This window comes from Rhodococcus wratislaviensis, assembly GCF_900455735.1.
Lineage (GTDB): Bacteria > Actinomycetota > Actinomycetes > Mycobacteriales > Mycobacteriaceae > Rhodococcus_F > Rhodococcus_F wratislaviensis.
In genome coordinates, this window is the sequence record NZ_UAUI01000027.1 from 311,296 (window position 1) to 331,487 (window position 20,192).

Here is a 20,192-nt window from a genome sequence, read left to right on the forward strand (position 1 = left end):
TCGGGCTCCGATCGTTCGAGCGAGGAAACCCCCGTGCGGATCACCGCGCGGGGGTTTCTTCTGTCGGGCAGCGCGGGATCAGCTCAGTTGCAGCACCGCAAAAGGTTCCGACGTCGGCTGGGGTGATCCTCCGGGCGGTTCGACCGTGACGGCCAGCATGGACATCGACCCCACGTCGTCGAGGACGATCGTCGTGGTCGGCTGCACGTCTGCGGGAGAGATGGTTCCGGCGGGCACGGGCGCGTCCCCGGATGCCGGCATCAGCCACAGCTGGTACACGGTGTCGGCGCTGGGCGGGGCGACACCGTCCAGCACGAACACCACGGCGTCCTGCGACTTCGAGTAGTTGGCGGTCGCGGACCCGCCTGCCGCGATCGCACTCGTCGACGAGTGCACGTCGGAGGCGTCGAGAACCTGCTCCGCCACGGTCGGCGACGGACCTTCCGTGAGCTGCCGGACGATCACCGTCCCGCCGGCGAGCACCCCGACGGCCGCGGCGGCGGCGACGGCGACCTTCCAGCGGCGCCGGCGGGACCGGCGTTCGGTGAGCGACGTCGGCCCGGACGCGGATTGCCTGACCTCGTCGAGGACTCGCGTCCGCACCCGGGGCGGGGGTTCGACGGCTCCCACCGCACTCACCACCGCGAACGCTTCACGGATGCGCCGGACCTCGTCGGTGAACGTGGAGCGGGTGTCCTCGTCGGTGGTGGCGAGATCGGTGTCGAGTTCGCGACGTTCGCTGTCGTCGAGCGCATCGAGTGCGTACGGGTAGGCCATGCCCACGAGTTCGTCGTTCATGTCACAGACCTCCCAGGCACCCGCGAAGACGCGTCAGTCCGTCGCGGATGCGCGTCTTCACCGTGGACAGGGCGACCCCCAGCTGGGAGGCGACCTCTCGGTAGGTGCGGCCGTCGTAGTACGCCATCGCGACGGACTCACGTTGGGTGTCGGTGAGCGAGTCGAGGCAGGCGAGCACCGATTGATGCTCGAGCCGGCGGGTCACCTCCTCGGTGACGTGGTCGAACGGCCCTGCGATGTTGGTGGTCTCGTAGAGCGCCTCGCGGTCGGTGCCTGCCTGTTCCGATCGCACGCGGTCGACCGCCCGGCGGTGCGCGAGCGTCATCAGCCAGGACAGTACGGAGCCGCGCGCCGGATCGAAGTTCGACGCGGTGCGCCACGCCTGGAGGAAGACTTCCTGCGTCGTCTCCTCCGCGTACCCGGGGTCGCGCAGGACGCGCAGGACCATGCCGTGCACTCGGGCGCTCGTCCGGTCGTAGAGTTCGGCAAACGCGTCGGCGTCTCCGTTCGCGACGCGGGCCATGGTGTCGTGGAGTTCAGCGGATTCGGTGGTTCGGGCCCTGTGTGCCCCGGCTGCGTCCGCCGAGCACACGTCGTCTGCCGGAGTGTTGCCTTCGGGGGTCGTCACCGGCGCTCGTCTCGCTTCATCGAGAACCACGGTAGCGTGCACATCCACTCATCTCCTCCAGCCGGTAGGCATTCGGAGACCGCGTCGCGGTGGATGGGTGTCGAGGGGATCGATGTGACGCGAGGAACCCCCGTACGGCGACGAGGGTTCCCCGGTGAGTGTCGTCGAGCGGTCAGACGGCTATCCGGCCGCGTCTGTGCCGGGCGTGCATCTCGCGTTCGGTCTCGGACATTCCGCCCCAGATTCCGTACGGCTCGGACACGCTCAGGGCGTGATTGCGGCACTGGGCGAGGACCGGGCAGCGTCTGCACATTTCCTTGGCGCGGGTCTCCCGCTGCGCGCGCGCCCGGCCGCGCTCTCCGTCCGGATGGAAGAACATCGAGGAGTCGACCCCGCGGCACAGTCCGTGCATCTGCCAATCCCAGATATCGGCGTTCGGGCCGGGCAGGTGGTTGGGTGCAGGCATGTGGACTCCTTAGCTGCAAGCTCGCCTCGGGCGACGAGCGGACCGTGGGCTCGTAGGTACGTTCAAGCCACTGAATCATTCACGTCGCTAACCGTAGAGTCGGTTGTGAAATCGCGTCAATAGTTGTTCACAGTGGCGATTTACATATCCCACGAACTGAAAGTTAACCTGGAAAATATTTACTTTCCCGCGGTTCCGTGATTCCGTTTCGGGTTGAAAGACCCTCGGTCACGGGTGACGATGTCCGGGTGCCCCAGCCCGCGGAGCCTGAAACCCCACCCCCTTCCGGATACCCGGACGAGGGACCCACGATCTCGGTATCTGCCCTGGCCAGAAAGCTCGGGGTAGCTCCGTCGACGCTCCGCACCTGGGACCGCAGATACGGCATCGGACCCTCCCTTCACGCGCAGGGAAGTCACCGGCGGTACACCCCGCGCGACGTCGCCCGGCTCGAATGTATGCAACACGCTCTGGACGGCGGTGCAAACTCCGCGGAGGCCGCGAGATATGCGATTAACGCAATGGCTACATATTCGTCAGAAAGCGACCACCGACCGGGTCTGAAAAATCTGGATGACAACTCGGTGAACGGGACGAAAACAGACCCGTCGAACCTTTTGTCCTCCTTTTCCGGCCTCGGCGGCGCCGAGGCCTCGATCCGGAATTTATCGGGTGCATTGCTGGCGCGAGACGTCGTGACCATCCGGCGGATCGTCGTGCGAGCCGTCGCGGAGCGGGGATTCAGCTCCATGTGGACGACCCTGGTCGTTCCGGTGCTCGAGTGGGCGGACGAGGGGAGGAATTCGGACGCCGCCGCTGCGAGTGTCCGCGTCTTCGCCGAATGCGTCGCAGGGATTCTGTCCACGATGACGCTGGATGCGCCGATCGGCGGCGGCGGCCGTGTCCTGCTCGTGCACGTGCCCGCGGACCCGCTGGACACCGTTCCCGCCGACCCGTACGGCCTCGAATTCCGGGCCCTGGGCGCCGCACTCGCCACGGCCTCGGTGGACACGCGGATGGCTCTGCCACTGTGCCGGTCGGCGTTGCTCGCGTCCGTGACCAACGCCGAGCCGGACGTGATCGTTCTGTGGTTGCCCGCCGGCGGATGCGAACTGCCGTCTCTCCTGCGTGCGATCCGCCGCAGGCGGACAGGGCTGACGATGCTCGCGGGCGGCCCCGGATGCCGGACGCAGTCGCTTCCCCGGTCGATAGCAGTGCTGGGCACGCTGGACGAGGCCGTGGGCACCGTCACCGCGGTCACCTGACTTCGGAGCGTCCGCGCGATGCGATGATCTCGGCGTGCCCGACTCCACTCTCCGCTCCGACGCCACGAATTCGTTGATCCGCGCGGCTTTCGGCGCCGACCCGGGCGCGTGCCCGCTACCGGCGTCCGACGTTCCCGTCGAACGCTGGATGCGCGCGGTGGCGTGGGGCGCCAGGGGGCACTACAGCCGATCCCGCGCAGAACTGGACGCACTGACACGCGGCGGAGTGGCGGAACCCGCGGTCGCCTCGCTCGCCTGGAGCACGCAGGCGTCGTTGCTGAGGCAGCTCGGCTGGCACGGTGTGGCGTCCGGGTTCGACGGCCGGGCTCTCGCCGTGGTCGGGACGGGCCTCGGCGACGACGGCGTCCTCGTCGACGAGGCGCGGTGCGACGCGCTGACGGGGCTGGCGGCCGACGCCCTGGGGTGCGGCCGGCTGGCACTGGGCAGGCGGCTGCTCGACAGATGCTCCGAGTATCTGGACGAGCGTGCTCCCGACGAGCTGTGGCGACAGCACGTCCGCAGGCACTGGGTGAGCGCGGAGTTGCTTCTCGCGGGCGGAAACTTCGTCTCGGCGCGCCGCCACGCCGAGACCGCAGCGGAAATTTCGGAGGCCGCCGGATCTGCGCGGCACCACGTCAAGTCGGATCTGCTGAGGAGTGCGTCGATGACGGGGGAGCCCGATTCCGGTCCGGCGGCACGCCTTGCCGCGGATGTGCTCGACCGGTGCGATGGGTACGGCCTGATACCTCTGAAGTGGGCCGCTGCGATGTTGCTGGGTGGTGTGACATCCGACTCACGTGCGGAGGCCGTGCGTGAGGAGTGCGAAGCCGTCATCAGGGCGCGAGGTGGGCGCTTCCGAATCTGACTCCGCTGGTCGGGCCCCGGACGGCCGGGTTGCGCGCGAATCGCTGCGAATCCGGGCGAATACCGTTCGGTCCGCACCGTTACTCTTGGAGTGTTCCGCTGAGAGCGGGAGCACACCCATCGGGGGAGGTGCCACTGTAACGCCAGGATATTCAGCAACGATGACTAATACGAGCGAGGAGTTGGACTCCGCAGTCGCCGCTGCAACGCAGGGTGACCGGGCCGCTTTAGCTCTGGTCCTGGAAAACATTCGGCCCTTGGTTGTGCGTTACTGCAGAGCCAGGGTCGGTGCTGCGGAGAGGGGACAACTCTCCGCGGACGACGTGGCACAAGAAGTGTGCCTCGCCGTGATGACGGCCTTGCCTCGTTACGAGGATCAGGGCCGGCCGTTCATGGCATTCGTCTACGGGATCGCCGCACACAAGGTCGCCGACGCGCATCGGAACTCCGCCCGTAACAAGTCGGAGCCCGTCGCCGAAGTACCGGATGTCGTAGCCAACGATGACGGACCCGAACAGAGGGCGCTGGACTCGGAAGCGAGCAGGCAGATGAACGAACTGCTGAGCACGCTGCCGGAGAAGCACCGGGAGATCTTGATCCTCCGCCTCGTGGTCGGTATGTCAGCCGAGGAGACGGCCGCGGCCGTGGGTAGTACCGCGGGAGCTGTCCGCGTGGCTCAACACCGAGCCATAGCGAAACTGAAAAAAGAAGTGACGAGGGCAGGTGAGAGGTTTGGCTAGGGGCATCAAGCGCAACGGCAATCCCGATGCCGATCTCCCAGGAGACGACGCACCGGTGGACGTCGCGGCAGTGCGCCGCGACGACGCTTTGATCGACGCGATCGCCGGTGGCGGTCCCGTCGCGACGGATTCGCCGGAGCAGTACGAGCTCGCGCTTCTGCTGACCAATTGGCGCGCCGACATCGTGGCGACGCCGATGCCGACCGGGCCGCTGCTGGACGACGTGATCGCGGCGATCGACGCCTCGGACGCCCGTTCCGCACGCAGCGCCGCCCGCGGCAAGCTCCGCTTGTTGCGACCGATCGCGGGCGCTGCCGCCGCGATCGCGGTCGTCATGGGTGGCGCCACCATCTTCTCGTACAACGCCGCACCCGGCGATCCGCTGTGGAGCGTCAAGTCGGTCGTGTTCAGCCAGCAGGCCGATTCGACCGTCGCGCAGATCGACACCACGTCGCAGCTGCAGGAGGCCGAGCGGCTGATCGCCGCGGGCGACGCGGTGGCGGCGAAGAACCTGCTCGAGGGCGCCGCCGACCGTGCCGGCGGGGTACGTGACTCCGACCTGCGCACCGAACTCGACGTGTGGCGTGCGAAGCTCGCCGCGGAGGTCGAGAAGATCGCTCCCACCACGCCGCCTGCGACGACGACGCCCGGTACCACCACGACGGACGCGCCGACGCAGGCCACCGAGTTGCCGGCCACCGTGCCGGGGACACCCGGTTCGACGACGCTGCCGGGAGTCGGACAGTTGCCGGGAACCCTGCCGACGGATCTGCAGATTCCGGGACTGCCGCCCATACCGCTGCCACAGCTGCCCACGCTGCCGCCGCCGCCGCCCGAGACGTTGCCGTCCACGAGCCCGGATCCCACGATCATGTTGGTTCCGACGCTGCCCTCGGACATTCCGGCGACGGAGCCGTCCACCCAGCAGCCGCCGCAGGAGCCTTCGACGGTGCCGCTACCCACCACCACGACGCCGGTCCCGGTGCTGCCGCCCACCAGCTAGCGGTTCGGCGGCCCTCCCGCACAGACCACTGTGGCCCGACACTTCGCGTGTCGGGCCACAGTGGTCTGTATCGGGTTGTGCCGGATCAGGCGTCGAAACCGTCTCCGTGCAGAGCGTCGTTCATCGAGGCGTCCGCGTAGCCGCGGCAGTAGTCCCAGGTGACGTACGCCTCGGGTGTCGGGTCGTAGGCGGGCTCGTGCGGGCGCACGGTGCCGTCGACCAGAAGCTGGAGGAGGTTGGCACGGAGCATGTCCCAATCGTGGTAGTGATCTTGCTGGCAGTCTTCGCAGCAGACGACGAGACCGCGGATCCCGCGATGCGCCAGCAGCGCCTCGTACACGGCGAGGTCGGCCAGATCTTCCTCCACGGCGAGTCGCTCGTGGGGGTCGAGTGGCTGGCCCGGTTCGATCGCATCGAGAGCTGCGGACGGGTCGGCGGGGTCGCCGGCGAAGGGGTCCGGGGGCAGACCTGGAGGCAGTTGATCGCGCACAGCACCACGGTACGCAGGTCAGCCCGGTCTGCGCCAGCCGTTCGGCGTACGCCCAGCGTGGGTGGGCTCCGTGGTGATCGCGTCGAGCCGATATCATGGTGTGTGGAGCTGGGAATATCGATCGTCGCTCCGGCCTTTTTCCTGTATCCGTGTTCCCGAAAGTTTCCACCAGATCGAAGATCTGAATGTCCGCAGACGGCGCCACCGGCGCCGCACCTATGTTCCATGGAGGGCCCGAACCGCATGACAAGTTCAGCAGGGCATGTACACACCGGCGGTGACGACCCGAACAAGGTCGCGATGCTGGGTCTCACGTACGACGACGTCCTGCTCTTGCCGGCGGCGTCGAATGTCATCCCCGGCCAGGTCGACACATCCAGCCAGCTGACCAGGGACATCCGGCTGCGAGTGCCGCTCGTCAGCTCCGCGATGGACACCGTCACCGAAGCGCGGATGGCGATCGCCATGGCCCGCGCCGGTGGGATGGGCGTCCTGCACCGCAACCTGTCGGTCGAGGCGCAGGCCGGGCAGGTGGAGACGGTCAAGCGGTCCGAGGCGGGAATGGTCACCGACCCGGTCACCTGCAAGCCGTCGGACACCCTCGCCGAGGTCGACGCCAAGTGCGCCCGCTTCCGTATCTCCGGACTTCCGGTCACCGACGAGGCCGGGCAGCTCGTCGGCATCATCACCAACCGCGACATGCGCTTCGAGGTCGACCAGAACCGCGCCGTGTCCGAGGTCATGACGAAGGCGCCGCTGATCACCGCGCAGGAGGGTGTCACCGCGGAGGTGGCGCTGGGCCTGCTCCGCCGCCACAAGATCGAGAAGCTGCCGATCGTGGACGGTCAGGGCAAGCTCACCGGCCTCATCACGGTCAAGGACTTCGTGAAGACCGAGCAGCACCCGGACGCCACCAAGGACCGTGACGGCCGGCTCCTCGTCGGCGCAGCGGTGGGTGTGGGCGACGAGGCGTGGAGCCGCGCTATGGCTCTCACCGACGCCGGAGTGGACGTGCTCGTCGTCGACAGCGCCCACGGCCACTCGGCCGGCGTGCTGGACATGATCTCGAAGCTCAAGGCCGAGGTCGACGAGCGCGTGCAGATCATCGGCGGCAACGTCGCCACCCGCGGCGGTGCCGCCGCTCTTATCGAGGCCGGGGTGGACGCGGTCAAGGTCGGGGTCGGCCCCGGCTCCATCTGCACCACCCGCGTCATCGCCGGTGTCGGCGCCCCGCAGATCACCGCGATCCTCGAAGCGGTCGCCGCGGCCAAACCGCACGGTGTGCCGGTGATCGCCGACGGTGGACTGCAGTTCTCCGGCGACATCGCGAAGGCCCTGGCGGCAGGCGCGTCGACGGCCATGCTGGGTTCGCTGCTCGCAGGCACCGCCGAGTCGCCGGGTGAGCTGATCCTCGTGAACGGCAAGCAGTACAAGAGCTACCGCGGCATGGGTTCCCTCGGCGCGATGCAGAGCCGTGGCGCCGCGAAGTCGTATTCCAAGGACCGCTACTTCCAGGACGACGTGCTGTCCGAGGACAAGCTGGTTCCGGAGGGCATCGAGGGCCGGGTCGCGTTCCGCGGACCGCTGTCCCAGGTCACCCATCAGCTCACGGGCGGTCTGCGGGCTGCCATGGGCTACACGGGAGCGTCGTCGATCGAGGAACTGCAGAACGCGCAGTTCGTGCAGATCACCGCCGCGGGTCTGAAGGAGAGCCACCCGCACGACATCACGATGACGGTCGAAGCTCCCAACTACACCGCTCGCTAGCAACCAGTCACGATTCACGAGAAAGGGGCGCGCGTGCGCGACCTCGTTGAGATCGGCATGGGCCGAACAGCCCGACGAACCTATGAGCTGGACGACATCGACATCGTCCCCTCCCGCCGGACCCGCTCCTCCAAGGAGGTGTCGACGTCCTGGCAGCTCGACGCATACCGGTTCGACATTCCTGTGCTGGCGCACCCGACCGACGCGCTGGTGTCGCCGTCGTTCGCGATCGAACTCGGCAGGCGTGGTGGCCTCGGGGTCATCAACGGTGAGGGTCTGTGGGGCCGGCACGCGGACGTCGAGGCGAAGCTCGCCGAACTCGTCGCGCTGGCGGAGTCGGATGTCGACGTCGAGGCGCCGATCAAGAAGCTGCAGGAGCTGCACGCGGCACCGTTGCAGCCGGGACTTCTCGCTGCTGCCGTGGCTCAGGTCCGCGACGCGGGTGTCACGACCGCGGTGCGGGTCAGCCCGCAGAACGCCCGGGCGCTCACCCCGCAGCTGCTCGAGGCGGGCATCGACCTGCTGGTCGTGCACGGCACGATCATCTCCGCCGAGCACGTCGCCCACGGCGACAGCGAGCCGCTGAACCTCAAGACGTTCATCTCCGAGCTGGACGTCCCCGTCGTGGCCGGTGGGGTGAGCGATCACCGCACCGCACTGCACCTGATGCGCACGGGCGCGGCCGGTGTGATCGTGGGTTACGGCTCCACCGAGGGTGCCACGACCACCGGTGAGGTGCTGGGCATCGGTCTTCCGATGGCCACGGCCATCGCGGATGCCGCTGCTGCTCGCCGCGACTACCTCGACGAGACGGGCGGCCGCTACGTCCACGTCATCGCGGACGGCGACATCACGTCCTCGGGCGACCTCGCGAAGGCGATCGCCTGTGGCGCGGACGCCGCAGTCCTGGGCGCACCGCTGGCCGTCGCCGCGGAGGCTCCCGGCGGCGGCTGGTACTGGCCGTCGGCCGCCGCGCACCCCTCGGTTCCGCGCGGCACGATGCTGCCGGTCTCGTTCGGTGACCGGCCGTCGCTCGACCGGGTCCTCACGGGGCCGTCCGACGACCCGTTCGGTTCGCTGAACTTCGTCGGCGGGCTGCGCCGCTCGATGGCGAAGTCGGGGTACTCGGATCTGAAGGAATTCCAGAAGGTGGGCCTGACGGTCCGCGCCTGAGGCGTCCGTCCGCCACCGCTTCTCTTGTCGCCCGATGTCACATCGGTGCAGTTCAACTGCACTGGTGAGGCATTGGGCGACGTGCGTTTGCGGGTATCGCGACCGTTCCTGATACCTCTCGTTACAGTTAGGTGACCCTTGTGGCAGCTGTCACAGCCGAGGGGTGCATACTGGCGAGTAATAACTCAGGTTTCGTTGGAGGTCGAGTGATGAGCAAGCAGCGCGCAACGGAGTACGACGTCCTCATCGTCGGTTCCGGATTCGGTGGCAGTGTCACCGCACTCCGATTGGTCGAGAAGGGCTACAAGGTCGGCATCCTCGAGGCGGGCCGTCGCTACGCCGACGCGGACTTCGCGAAGACCAGCTGGGATCTCAAGAAGTTCCTGTGGGCGCCCGCTCTCGGTTTCTTCGGCATCCAGCGCGTCCACCTGCTGCGCGACTGCCTCATCCTCGCCGGCGCCGGGGTCGGTGGCGGTTCGCTCAACTACGCGAACACGCTCTACAAGCCGCCCGCCTCCTTCTTCCAGGACAAGCAGTGGTCGCACATCACCGACTGGCACGACGAGCTCACGCCGTACTACGAGCAGGCCCGCAAGATGCTGGGCGTGGTCCAGAACCCGCACATGACCCCCGCCGACGAAATCATCAAGTCGGTCGCGGAGGACATGGGGGTGGGCGACACGTTCATCCAGACCCCGGTCGGGGTCTTCTTCGGTGAGGCGGGCAAGACCGTGCCGGACCCGTACTTCGGCGGCGTCGGCCCCGACCGCACCGGGTGCATCGAATGCGGCGAATGCATGACCGGATGCCGGCACGGCGCCAAGAACACCCTGCTCAAGAACTACCTGGGTCTCGCGGAGAAGGCCGGCGCCGAGATCATCCCGATGACGACGGTCACCGGTCTGCGCGAGGCGTCCGACGGCACCTGGGACGTCTTCACCCGGCGCAGCGGGCCGCGGAGGAACCGGAACCGCACGACGTACACGGCCGCGAACGTCGTCCTGGCCGCCGGCACGTGGGGCACTCAGCATCTGTTGTTCGACCAGAAGGAGACGGGCGCGCTGCCCAAGATCTCCGACCGCCTGGGTGTGCTCACCCGCACCAATTCGGAGTCGATTCTCGGTGCCGCCAAGAACAAGGTGGACCCCGCGCTCGAGCTCACGAAGGGCGTCGCCATCACGTCGTCCTTCCACCCGACGTCCGACACGCACGTCGAGCCGGTGCGCTACGGCAAGGGGTCGAACTCGATGGCCCTGCTGCAGACGTTGCTGACCGACGGCGGCGGGCGGCGGTGGATGACGTTCCTCAAGGAGCTCGCGAAGGATCCGACGGCGCTGAAGGTCCTCACCCCGTACAAGTGGAGCGAGCGCACCATCATCGCGCTGGTGATGCAGAACCTCGATAACTCCATCACCACATACACGAAGAAGGGCCTGTTCGGTCGGCGCAAGGTCACCAGCAAGCAGGGCCACGGTCAGCCGAACCCCAGCTGGATCCCGGCGGGCAACGAGGCGACCCGCCGGATCGCGGAGAAGATCGACGGTCGCGCGGGCGGCACCTGGGGTGACGTGTTCAACATCCCGCTCACCGCACATTTCCTCGGCGGCTGCACGATCGCGTCGGAACCGTCGAAGGGCGTCATCGACCCGTACCACCGCGTGTGGGGTTACCCGACGCTGAGCGTGGTCGACGGTTCGGCCGTGTCCGCGAACCTGGGCGTCAACCCGTCACTGACGATCTCGGCGCAGGCCGAGCGTGCGGCCTCGCTGTGGCCCAACAAGGGCGAAGAGGACCTGCGTCCGGCGCAGGGGGAGGGATACCAACGCCTGAACCCGGTCGCGCCGATCGCACCGGTCGTCCCGGAAGGAGCGCCCGCCGCGCTCGTGCTGCCGATCGTCGAGATCCGCAACAGCTCTGCGGTGCCCGACCCGCAGAAGCACGGCGTTGCATAGCGCCCGAGAGGGCCGGGTCGTGGGGTCGCGCAGACCACAGAGCTGCGCCGATTAGACTGACCCGGTGGCAGATATCGAGCAACAGAGACCGGTCCTCGTCGTCGACTTCGGCGCGCAGTACGCGCAGCTGATCGCCCGGCGGGTGCGTGAGGCCAAGGTCTACTCCGAGGTGGTCCCGCACACCGCGACCGTCGAGGAGATCGCGGCCAAGAATCCCCTCGCCGTGGTGCTGTCGGGTGGGCCGTCGAGCGTCTACGCCGACGGGGCGCCCCAGCTCGATCCGGCACTGTTCGATCTGGACATTCCGGTGTTCGGCATCTGCTACGGATTCCAGGCCATGGCCGGCGCACTCGGCGGCACGGTGGCACACACCGGCACCCGTGAGTACGGCCGCACCGACCTGAAGGTGCAGGGCGGTCTGCTGCACGAGGGGCTGCCGTCCAGCCAGCCCGTCTGGATGAGCCACGGCGACGCGGTCACCGAGGCCCCGGCCGGCTTCGAGGTGACGGCCACGAGCGAGGGCGCACCCGTCGCCGCGTTCGAGGACCGGGCCCGCAAGCTCGCCGGTGTGCAGTACCACCCGGAGGTGCTGCACTCGCCGCACGGCCAGCAGGTGCTCAGCCGGTTCCTCCACGAGATCGCCGGCATTCCTCCCGCATGGACGGCCGCGAACATCGCCGACGCCCTCGTCGAGCAGGTTCGCGAGCAGGTCGGCGACGGCAGGGCGATCTGCGGACTGTCGGGCGGTGTCGACTCCGCTGTCGCGGCGGCGCTCGTGCAGCGTGCCATCGGCGACAACCTGACGTGTGTGTTCGTCGACCACGGATTGATGCGTGCGGGCGAGCGGGCCCAGGTCGAACAGGATTTCGTTGCCGCCACCGGCGCCAAGTTGATCACGGTCGACGCCGCCGACACCTTCATCGGTGAGCTGGCCGGTGTCTCCGACCCGGAGACCAAGCGCAAGATCATCGGCCGCGAGTTCATCCGCAGCTTCGAGGGCGCGGTGAGTGATGTGCTGGGCGAGAACGCCGCGCACGGCGACACGGTCGAATTCCTCGTGCAGGGCACGCTGTACCCGGACGTCGTGGAATCCGGCGGCGGCACCGGGACGGCCAACATCAAGAGCCACCACAATGTCGGCGGGCTGCCGGAAGACCTGCAGTTCACGCTCGTGGAACCGCTCCGCCTGCTGTTCAAGGACGAGGTCCGGGCGGTGGGGCGCGAGCTGGGTCTGCCCGAGGAAATCGTGGGACGCCAACCGTTCCCCGGTCCCGGGCTGGGCATCCGCATCATCGGCGAGGTCACGCAGGACCGGCTCGACATCCTGCGTCACGCGGATTCCATTGCGCGCGAAGAGCTGACGGCCGCCGGGCTCGACGGTCAGATCTGGCAGTGCCCCGTGGTGCTGCTCGCCGACGTCCGCAGCGTCGGCGTGCAGGGTGACGGACGCACTTACGGCCACCCGATCGTGCTCCGCCCGGTGTCCAGCGAGGACGCGATGACCGCGGACTGGACGCGACTGCCCTACGACGTTCTCGAGCGGATCTCCACCCGGATCACCAACGAGGTGCACGACGTCAACCGTGTCGTGCTGGACATCACGAGCAAGCCGCCGGGCACCATCGAGTGGGAGTGACGCACTGTGCGCGGTGAGCGAGTCCTCGGACTCGCTCACCGCGCACGTGCGCTTGCGCCTCTACTTCCGCCGGTTCGGTGCGAACACGAGCACCACGCCGACCAGCACCGCGACCAGCACGAACAGCCAGCGGAACTCGACGTTCGCGAGCGGTTCCAGCGAGAACGGCCCCGCGAGCGCCCAGCCGCTCACCAGGAGCGCTGCCAATCCTGCGAGGAGCAGGAGAAGCGACGGGCGTTTCCGCGTCCGGGTCTGCTCGCTGTCCTGAGCGTCATCGATGTCATCCACGGCGCACCTCCACACTTCCGAATCGAACATCGGCATTGAGGGTCAGAACGGGACCGTCCGTGCCGTCGACGCCACCGTCGAGACCGTCCCGGAGGCACTGCGCGTCGCCGAACTGGGCGGTGCAGTGGTTCTCGACATTCATGCCGGGCGGCAGGAGCACTACGACCTCACCGAACTGCCCGCTGACGTCGACCGTCTTGTCCTCGGTGAGAGTGACGTTCCGGAGGTCGAGCGTGAAGCTGCCGAATCCACCGGAGTACGCGGGCTCGATGGCGGCCGCTGTCGCCGGGTTCCAGGTCCGATCGCCCATGTTCTCGCTGTTCAGGTCGAGTGAACCGACGAGCGAAGCGAGGATCACGAAACCGGCCAGCGGGCCGGCGACGACGAGTAGACCGTAGCCCTTGCGCAGGAATCCGCCGATCAGCAACCCCACTCCGATGACGGCCAGCGCGACGGCGCCGATGCGACCGGGGTTCAACCAGTCGGATCCGGTGGCGACCGACAACGCCGTCGCTGCCGCGGCCGCGAGGATCGCCAACCCGATCACCATGGTGGTCAGACGGGAGTGGGTCCGCTCCGGTTGCACTGCGGGAGAGGTGGTCCTGGCCGGTTCGGGCAGGTCCCACGCGAACGGGGCGACACCGAGCGGGTCCCACGCCGGCGGTCGCGGTTCGAGCGGCGCGAACGGGGCCGAGGGTGCGTCGACCTGCGGACCGGGCGTCGGGGCCTTCTCGAACGACACCGGATCGGATTGGGCGGCAGCAGTTTCGGGCTTCAGTGCCTCGGTGGGCGCGTCGGCCGGCTTCTCGTCCGAGGTGGGGGGCGTGCTCGGGATGTAGGAGTCGGGGAGCTTCGTGTACGGACCGTACGCACCCGGACCGTAGGCGCTCGGACCGTACGTGCCCGGGCCGAACGGGTTGGCGCCGAACTGACCCGGCGAGAAACTCGTCCCGGGATAGCCGGTCCCGACACCCGGGGCAACGGCTCCGGCGGGCAACGGTGGAGGTATCGGCTGCCGCTGGTACAGCAGCCACAGCCCGCCGAGCATCAGCGCCATGCTTATCAGCCCGGAGCCGCCGAGGCCCACACCGAAGGGGCCGACGGTGCTCAGCGCGATGGCCAGTGCGACGAGAAGGACGATGGTCTTGGTGCCCGAGTCGGAGCTGTGACCGCGTCCCACCAGCGACTCCGCGGGGGAGGCGGGGTCGCCCGACTTCGTGAGGGCGAGCCAGCACGCCAGGTAGAGGAGCACACCGGCGCCACCGAAAATGGTGGACACGACGAAGGCGACTCGTATCAGTACGGGATCGACGCCGTAGCGGTAGCCGATTCCCGCACAGACACCGGCGACGTGACCACGGCCCGGCAACCGCACCGGCCGGGTCCGCCACAGATCCTGTATCTGCTCTTGGAAGCTCCCATTGCTCATACGACCATCGTTCCGGTCGGCGCGGCGCGCGTACATCGGGAACTACCCTGATCTTTCCGGCCGGGGTGGGCCGGAACGCCTACCGAAGTCAGGGTTGGACCCTGATGCCGCGGCCAGGGGATCGTGCCAGTATCGAAGATGTGCAACCTGTGTCGAACACATCCGCGGGCGGCGCCCAGTACGCGGGTGCCGTGACCGCGCCTGTCCCGCCCGGCAGCATCCCCATGCCGCGGCTCGAACGCCGGACCGGTGGTCGCATCGTCGGCGGCGTCGCGGGTGGTATCGCCGATCAGCTGGGCGTCGACGTGATGAAGGTGCGGGTCGCGTTCGCCTGTCTCGCCGCGCTCGCCGGCGCGGGCATCGTCGGCTACGGACTGTTGTGGATCTTCACGGCCGCAGGTTCGGACACCGAGAAGCCCAGTGCGTCCGAGCGGCGGAGAGCGTACGGGCTGATCGCGATCGGCCTGGCCGGTGCGTCCGCGTTGTCGTGGTTGTTCAGTGGCCGCGTCGGTTCGGTGATCGCACCGATCATCGTGGTGGCGGTCGGCGCGGCCCTGGTGTGGCGCGAATTCGATTCGGAGGGGCCGCGCACCGTCATCGGGCTGCCGCAGCGTCCCACCGTCCTCACCTGGGCGCGGGTCCTCGGTGGCGTGACGTTGATCGTGTCGGGTCTCGGTGTGGTGATCCTCGCGCAGGTCGACTTCGCTGCGCTGCGTTCGTCGTTGCTGGCCGTGGTGGTCACCCTGGTCGGCGCCGGGCTGCTGACCGTGCCCCTGTGGCTACGACTGTGGCGCGCGCTGGGCGCGGAGCGTGCGGCCAGGATCCGCAACGACGAGCGTGAGGAGATCGCGTCGCACCTGCACGATTCCGTCCTGCAGACCCTGGCGCTGATCCAGAAGCAGGCCGACCATCCTCAGGAGGTCGCGCGGCTGGCCCGGGGGCAGGAACGGGAACTGCGGAAGTGGTTGTTCGGTGGGGGAGACACCGACCATTCGAGCCTTGCGGAGGCGTTGCGGATCATCGCGGGCGAGGTCGAGGACCATCACGGCGTCACGGTGCGACCGGTGACGGTCGGCGATGTGGCACTCGACGTCGAGGGCACGGGCGAGGGTCTGTCGAAGGAGAGTTTCACGGCGGTGCTCGGCGCGACGCGGGAGGCTCTGGTCAACGCGGCCAAGCATTCCGGGGAGACGGACATCAACCTGTTCGCCGAGGCCGAGCGCGAACAGGTCAGTGTGTTCGTCCGGGACCGCGGCGTCGGGTTCGACGTCGACGAAGTGTCCCCGGACCGTCAGGGGCTGGCGAAGTCGATCCGTGGACGGATCGAGCGGCGAGGCGGGCACGTCGACGTGCGGTCGGCACCCGGCAAGGGCACCGAGGTGCGAATCCACATGCCGCGGAACGGCCGGACGTGGGCGACAGCGGGCGCCGCCGGGGACTCGGACACCGCCGGCGTCGAGGACGTGCCGTTCAGTCAGGGTGCGTGAGCACCACTTTCGACGTGGCGGGCGCCATGGTGCGCGCCGTCTGCTCGCATGCTGTCCCGGTGAGGGGGTAATGTTCGCCGGCGACACGACTGTGGGGGTCGTGTGGTCGCATCGTGCTGCGGCGGGGTGGGACGCCAGATGTCAAGGGGGGATTTCATGTTCGACCGTGAGGGTCTGCGCGTGCGCGAGCACGAGTTGCAGGATCAGATCGATTCGATGCTGGCCACGCTCGACCGGCAGACGCAGGATCTGCATGCCGCTCAGCAGCAGGTGGCGCAGCTGCGGGTGAGTGCGGCGTCGGCCGACGGACTGGTGCAGGTGGTGGTGAACTCGGTGGGCGGCGTGGTGGACGTGCGCCTCGCACCGGACGCGTTCCGGCGGTCCACCCCCGAGTCGCTGGGACGTGCGATGACGGAAGCCGCCCGGCGTGCGGGCGAGGCCGCGCACACGGAGTCGATGCGCATCATGGGATCGATCGTGTCCGCGACCGAGACCCTGCCGGATCTGCCGGACCTCGTGCCCGGCGCTCCGAGCCTGCGGGACTTCCTCCCGCGCCTCGAACCCGGCGTCGATGCCGTGCCGGCCGATCGGGACCCGGACCCGGATGATCCCGACGACGCGCGGTGGAATCGGCCGGTCCTGCGGGACGGGTGGCAGTGAGCGCGCAGCTGTGGGTGGACCCGGCGCATCTGCGCAGCGTCGCGCCCCGATTCGACGCATTGTCGCAGCGGATGGCTGAGGCCGCCGCCACACTGCACTCGACCCTCGAGGCCGAGGGGGAGTGCTGGGGCGGCGACCAGACCGGGACGACGTTCGCGAACGGGTATCTGCCGTCCGCGGAGGTCGCCGAGCATTCGCTGGGGTTCGCCGTCGGGGCGCTGGCCGCGCTCGCGACCGAGCTGAGGAGCACCGCCGACTCGTTCGACGACACCGACCGCGGGACCGCATCCAGCCTCGCCGGGCTGTTCTGATGGGCATCGAGGTTCCGGGCGGTGTCCGGTGGCTGGCAGAGAAGGTGGTCGGGGCGGACTGGCCCGACGCGGACGAAACGGCGATGGAGCGGCTCGGGCAAGGGTGGAAGGACGCCGGCGCCTCGCTCGACGACATCGTCGAGGAGGCCGACGCCGCGATGCGGTCGGCGATGTCCGGAGTCGATGGTGACGTCGACACCGCGATGGCGGAGCACTGGGCGCGGGTCGGTGCGGACGGGGCGCTCCGCGAGTTGTCGGGGTTGCTCCACGAACTCGGCGACACCCTCGACTGGTCGGCCGACGACATCCGGGTCGCGAAACTGTCGATCATCGCGGCCCTGGTGGCGCTGGCGGCCGAACTCGTGGCCGTGGCCGTGGCCAGCGCGATGACGTTCGGTGCGGCGAGTCCCGCCGCGTTCGCGGCGGAAGCGGCCACACAGGTCACCGTCCGGATGATCATCCGGCAGCTGATCACCTCCATCCTCACCCGGGCCGCGTCGGGTGCAGCGGCCGGCGCCGGGATCCAGGCGGGCCTCGAGGCCGCGTTTCAGAAATATGAGGTGCACGTGGGCCGGCGCGACAGTATGGACTGGGGCAACGTCGCCGAGGCCGGCGGCAAAGGTGCGGTTCAGGGAGGCGTGAAGGGGGCGGTCAACGGTGCGTTCGGGCTGACGTTCACCGACCCTCGCTCTCAGTTCGGGGGCATGCTCGGCTCCTACGTGCAGGAGGAGACGGTCGGCACACCGCGGGTCACCGAGGCCGTCGCCGGCGAGGTGCTGGACCGGACCGGACTCGATGACGACGCCCGGCGGGCCCGCGACGAGATCGACGGGTGGCTGCCGTGAACGGAGTCGACAGCCTGTGGCGAGTCCGGCCCGCCGGTCACCTACGGCGCGGTGTCGCCCTGGTGCTGGACCTCGCGTTGCACGCGCTTGTCGCGGCCGTGGTCGGTGTCATCGCCTACGTCGTGCAGACCGCCGGACAGTCGGTGCCGCCGAATGCGGCCGAGGGGACGGCGGGGTTCGCCGTGATACCGGCGTGGCTCGTGTTCTCGTTCGTCCACCGGACCGCGATTCAGGCGCGATTCCATGCGACGTTCGGCAAATGGATGACGGGTCTCTGCGTCGTGCGGCCGGAGGACGGAACGTGGCCGAACTTCGGATATCTGGTGAAGGCCTGGTTCCGAAGTGCCGTCGCCGCCGTCCAATCGGATACCCCCGAGGACGGGGAAGACGGGATGCCGGCGGTGGTGCGGCGACGGAGTGAATCATTCGACACGCTCTAGAGTGGGGTGACACTACCGCCCACGCGAGGAACAGCTGCAGTGACTTTGCCTGAAACACCCCCGTACCGTGTCTTTCTCGTCGATGACCATGCCGTGTTCCGGTCCGGTGTCCGCGCCGAACTCGGCAGGGAAGCGGACATGGAGGTGGTGGGCGAGGCGGGCGGTGTCGCGGAGGCGGTGTCCGGCATCAACGCCACGTCACCGCACGTCGTGCTGCTCGACGTCCACATGCCCGACGGCGGCGGTGTCGCGGTGCTGCGGGGCATCGAGTCGGGTCCGGTGTGCCTGGCGCTGAGTGTGTCCGACGCCGCCGAGGACGTGATCGCCGTGATCCGCGCGGGCGCCCGCGGGTACGTCACCAAGACGATCTCGGGCGCGGAACTGGCCGACGGCGTGCGCCGGGTCGCCGGCGGTGACGCCGTGTTCAGCCCGAGGCTCGCGGGATTCGTGCTGGACTCCTTCACCGGACGTTCCAATGCTCCTGAGCCGCAGTTGGATCCGGAGCTGGATTCGCTGACGCCGCGGGAACTGGAGGTGCTGAGGCTGCTCGCGCGCGGCTACACGTACCGGGAGATCGCCGAGGAACTGGTGATCTCGGTGAAGACCGTCGAAACGCATGCGTCGAACGTGCTGCGGAAGACGCAGCAGTCCAACCGGAATGCGCTCACGAGGTGGGCGCACCGACGGCGGATCGACTGACCTCCCGGGGTGTCAGGGCTGGGCGAGGAGGACGATCACGGCCACGAGCACGGCCAGGATCAGGATCGCGACCATGACACCCATGGCGATCGGCGCCCACGCCACCACCTGATCGCGGACAGTGGGCGCCGGCGATCCGGGGGCGGGCTTCGTCGGGCGCGGAGGCCACTGCAACCGGCCGAGTGGACGGGGCACGTTCTTCAACGGTGTGCTCTGATGCACCGCGGGCAGCCCGGCCTGGGTGGAACTCACCAGTTTGCTGCGCCGGCGTGAGTCGGGCAGCGGCGTCGAGCGCTGTGCCCACGCCGGGATGGTGCCGTCTGCGGAATAGACGGGCGAGCCGACGAGGTGCGCGACGTTCCCGTCCCCGGCCATGGCCACCCGGGCGAGGGCGTCGCGGGCCTCGGCCATCGTCGGACGACGCGCCGGGTCGGGCTCGAGCAGGTGCAGCAGCGTGTCGGTGAGCGGCCCGGCCTTACTGGGACGGTAGATCTCGGCCTTCGCGACCCGGTGCAGGAGTGCGATGGAATCGGAGTCGATCCCGAACGGCGGCTGGCCCTCGACGACGGTGTACAGCGTGGAACCGAGCGAGAAGACGTCGCTGGCCTCGGTGGGGTCCTGGCCGCGGGCGACCTCGGGGGAGAAGTACGCGGGTGTGCCGGTGATGACCCCGTTCGTGGTGTCGGCGGAGTCGCCCTTGGCGCGGGCGATGCCGAAGTCGCTGATCTTGACGGTGCCGAGTTCCCGGCCGCGGTCGGCGACGAGAATGTTGCCCGGCTTGATGTCCCGGTGCACGATCCCGGCGGCGTGCGCGGCGGTGAGTGCGTCGGCCACCTGCGCGCCGATCTGCGCGACCTCGAGTGGGGGCAGTGTGTCGGCGATGTTCATCGCCTGGGCGAGGCTGCGGGACGGCAGGTACTCCATGACCAGCCAGGGCTCGCCGGCCTCGAGTGCCACGTCGTACATCGCGATGGAATGGCTGTGGGCGAGTTTGGCGGCGTTGCGCCCTTCCCGCATGGTGCGTTCGCGGACACGGCGGGCCTCGTCGGGGTCGAGCCCGGCCGTCGTGGTGACCTGTTTGATGGCGACGTCGCGGTGCAGCAGGGTGTCCCGTGCGAGCCAGACCGCGCCCATTCCACCGCCGCCCAGTTTGGACCGCAGGCGGTATCTTCCGGCCACCAGGTATTCGGGTCCGATGCCCCTTTCGCTCTGCTCCTGCTCCATCACGCGTTCAGGTTAGAGGATTGTGCG

21 protein-coding genes and 1 pseudogene are annotated in these 20,192 nt (G+C 68.7%); 15 read left to right on the top strand and 7 right to left on the bottom strand.

Annotation, left to right across the window (positions count from 1 at the left end; translation table 11 throughout):
- Nucleotides 1-78: 78 nt before the first annotated feature.
- The 3 genes from DTA22_RS33295 to DTA22_RS33305 all read right to left on the bottom strand — a co-directional run bounded on the left by DTA22_RS33295 (nucleotide 79) and on the right by DTA22_RS33305 (nucleotide 1,892).
- Nucleotides 79-798 carry an anti-sigma factor gene (locus tag DTA22_RS33295; protein WP_112302238.1) on the bottom strand — a complete coding sequence of 240 codons (720 nt, stop codon included), beginning with the start codon at nucleotides 796-798 and terminating at the stop codon, nucleotides 79-81.
- Nucleotide 799: 1 nt separating this feature from the next.
- Complete coding sequence (locus DTA22_RS33300) at nucleotides 800-1,426, bottom strand: sigma-70 family RNA polymerase sigma factor (protein ID WP_112302239.1); 627 nt, start codon at nucleotides 1,424-1,426, stop codon at nucleotides 800-802.
- Nucleotides 1,427-1,598: 172 nt separating this feature from the next.
- On the bottom strand, nucleotides 1,599-1,892 hold the full coding sequence (locus DTA22_RS33305; protein WP_005239766.1) for a WhiB family transcriptional regulator: 294 nt from the start codon (nucleotides 1,890-1,892) through the stop codon (nucleotides 1,599-1,601).
- A gap of 248 nt (nucleotides 1,893-2,140) precedes the next feature.
- Here DTA22_RS33305 and DTA22_RS36920 point away from each other — a divergent pair.
- The 5 genes and pseudogenes from DTA22_RS36920 to DTA22_RS33325 all read left to right on the top strand — a co-directional run.
- A pseudogene (locus DTA22_RS36920) lies at nucleotides 2,141-2,389 on the top strand (MerR family transcriptional regulator); the annotation flags it as partial.
- Nucleotides 2,390-2,587: 198 nt separating this feature from the next.
- Nucleotides 2,588-3,157, top strand: a complete 570-nt coding sequence (locus tag DTA22_RS36925) for a transcriptional regulator (protein WP_235214737.1) — start codon at nucleotides 2,588-2,590, stop codon at nucleotides 3,155-3,157.
- A gap of 34 nt (nucleotides 3,158-3,191) precedes the next feature.
- Nucleotides 3,192-4,022: a hypothetical protein gene (locus tag DTA22_RS33315; RefSeq protein ID WP_112302240.1), complete on the top strand. Its 831-nt coding sequence runs from the start codon at nucleotides 3,192-3,194 to the stop codon at nucleotides 4,020-4,022.
- 160 nt (nucleotides 4,023-4,182) lie between these two features.
- Nucleotides 4,183-4,761 carry a sigma-70 family RNA polymerase sigma factor gene (locus DTA22_RS33320; protein WP_005239770.1) on the top strand — a complete coding sequence of 193 codons (579 nt, stop codon included), beginning with the start codon at nucleotides 4,183-4,185 and terminating at the stop codon, nucleotides 4,759-4,761.
- The gene (locus DTA22_RS33325; RefSeq protein WP_112302241.1) at nucleotides 4,745-5,764 is read left to right on the top strand and encodes an anti-sigma-D factor RsdA; all 1,020 of its coding nucleotides are present in this window, start codon (nucleotides 4,745-4,747) and stop codon (nucleotides 5,762-5,764) included. Before DTA22_RS33320 ends, DTA22_RS33325 begins: the two co-directional genes overlap by 17 nt.
- 85 nt (nucleotides 5,765-5,849) lie before the next feature.
- Here DTA22_RS33325 and DTA22_RS33330 read toward each other — a convergent pair whose 3' ends face one another.
- A complete protein-coding gene (locus DTA22_RS33330) occupies nucleotides 5,850-6,254 on the bottom strand; it encodes a DUF5319 domain-containing protein (RefSeq protein WP_005239778.1) in 405 nt (134 codons plus the stop codon).
- Between the two features lie 243 nt (nucleotides 6,255-6,497).
- Here DTA22_RS33330 and guaB point away from each other — a divergent pair, with 243 nt between their 5' ends.
- The 4 genes from guaB to guaA all read left to right on the top strand — a co-directional run bounded on the left by guaB (nucleotide 6,498) and on the right by guaA (nucleotide 12,782).
- Nucleotides 6,498-8,021: an IMP dehydrogenase gene (gene guaB / locus DTA22_RS33335; RefSeq protein ID WP_037244801.1), complete on the top strand. Its 1,524-nt coding sequence runs from the start codon at nucleotides 6,498-6,500 to the stop codon at nucleotides 8,019-8,021.
- A 33-nt stretch (nucleotides 8,022-8,054) separates the two neighbouring features.
- The gene (locus DTA22_RS33340) at nucleotides 8,055-9,194 is read left to right on the top strand and encodes a GuaB3 family IMP dehydrogenase-related protein (protein WP_112302242.1); all 1,140 of its coding nucleotides are present in this window, start codon (nucleotides 8,055-8,057) and stop codon (nucleotides 9,192-9,194) included.
- Nucleotides 9,195-9,403: 209 nt separating this feature from the next.
- Nucleotides 9,404-11,146 carry a GMC family oxidoreductase N-terminal domain-containing protein gene (locus DTA22_RS33345; protein ID WP_112302243.1) on the top strand — a complete coding sequence of 581 codons (1,743 nt, stop codon included), beginning with the start codon at nucleotides 9,404-9,406 and terminating at the stop codon, nucleotides 11,144-11,146.
- Nucleotides 11,147-11,210: 64 nt separating this feature from the next.
- Nucleotides 11,211-12,782 carry a glutamine-hydrolyzing GMP synthase gene (gene guaA / locus DTA22_RS33350; RefSeq protein ID WP_037244808.1) on the top strand — a complete coding sequence of 524 codons (1,572 nt, stop codon included), beginning with the start codon at nucleotides 11,211-11,213 and terminating at the stop codon, nucleotides 12,780-12,782.
- Nucleotides 12,783-12,842: 60 nt separating this feature from the next.
- Here the strand turns inward: guaA and DTA22_RS33355 are convergent, their stop codons facing one another.
- Both DTA22_RS33355 and DTA22_RS33360 read right to left on the bottom strand, forming a co-directional pair.
- Nucleotides 12,843-13,070 (bottom strand): hypothetical protein, encoded by a 228-nt coding sequence (locus tag DTA22_RS33355; protein WP_037244810.1) that lies wholly within the window; start codon nucleotides 13,068-13,070, stop codon nucleotides 12,843-12,845.
- Entirely contained in the window at nucleotides 13,063-14,535 is a 1,473-nt protein-coding gene (locus DTA22_RS33360) for a PspC domain-containing protein (RefSeq protein ID WP_037244812.1), read from the bottom strand. Before DTA22_RS33360 ends, DTA22_RS33355 begins: the two co-directional genes overlap by 8 nt.
- Before the next feature lie 68 nt (nucleotides 14,536-14,603).
- On the opposite strand from DTA22_RS33360, the gene DTA22_RS33365 reads away from it, so the two are divergent.
- The 6 genes from DTA22_RS33365 (at nucleotide 14,604) to DTA22_RS33390 (ending at nucleotide 18,941) form a co-directional block, all read left to right on the top strand.
- Entirely contained in the window at nucleotides 14,604-15,986 is a 1,383-nt protein-coding gene (locus DTA22_RS33365; RefSeq protein WP_409372739.1) for an ATP-binding protein, read from the top strand.
- Nucleotides 15,987-16,142: 156 nt separating this feature from the next.
- Entirely contained in the window at nucleotides 16,143-16,646 is a 504-nt protein-coding gene (locus DTA22_RS33370; RefSeq protein ID WP_112302245.1) for a YbaB/EbfC family nucleoid-associated protein, read from the top strand.
- Nucleotides 16,643-16,957 (top strand): WXG100 family type VII secretion target, encoded by a 315-nt coding sequence (locus DTA22_RS33375; protein ID WP_112302246.1) that lies wholly within the window; start codon nucleotides 16,643-16,645, stop codon nucleotides 16,955-16,957. Before DTA22_RS33370 ends, DTA22_RS33375 begins: the two co-directional genes overlap by 4 nt.
- Nucleotides 16,957-17,802 (top strand): WXG100-like domain-containing protein, encoded by an 846-nt coding sequence (locus DTA22_RS33380; protein ID WP_112302247.1) that lies wholly within the window; start codon nucleotides 16,957-16,959, stop codon nucleotides 17,800-17,802. The genes DTA22_RS33375 and DTA22_RS33380 overlap by 1 nt, the downstream gene beginning before the upstream one ends.
- On the top strand, nucleotides 17,799-18,242 hold the full coding sequence (locus DTA22_RS33385; RefSeq protein WP_112302261.1) for an RDD family protein: 444 nt from the start codon (nucleotides 17,799-17,801) through the stop codon (nucleotides 18,240-18,242). Before DTA22_RS33380 ends, DTA22_RS33385 begins: the two co-directional genes overlap by 4 nt.
- Nucleotides 18,243-18,281: 39 nt before the next feature.
- Complete coding sequence (locus DTA22_RS33390) at nucleotides 18,282-18,941, top strand: response regulator (protein WP_015889975.1); 660 nt, start codon at nucleotides 18,282-18,284, stop codon at nucleotides 18,939-18,941.
- 12 nt (nucleotides 18,942-18,953) lie between these two features.
- Here DTA22_RS33390 and DTA22_RS33395 read toward each other — a convergent pair whose 3' ends face one another.
- Nucleotides 18,954-20,165 (bottom strand): serine/threonine-protein kinase, encoded by a 1,212-nt coding sequence (locus DTA22_RS33395; protein WP_037244821.1) that lies wholly within the window; start codon nucleotides 20,163-20,165, stop codon nucleotides 18,954-18,956.
- Between the last annotated feature and the right edge of the window lie 27 nt (nucleotides 20,166-20,192).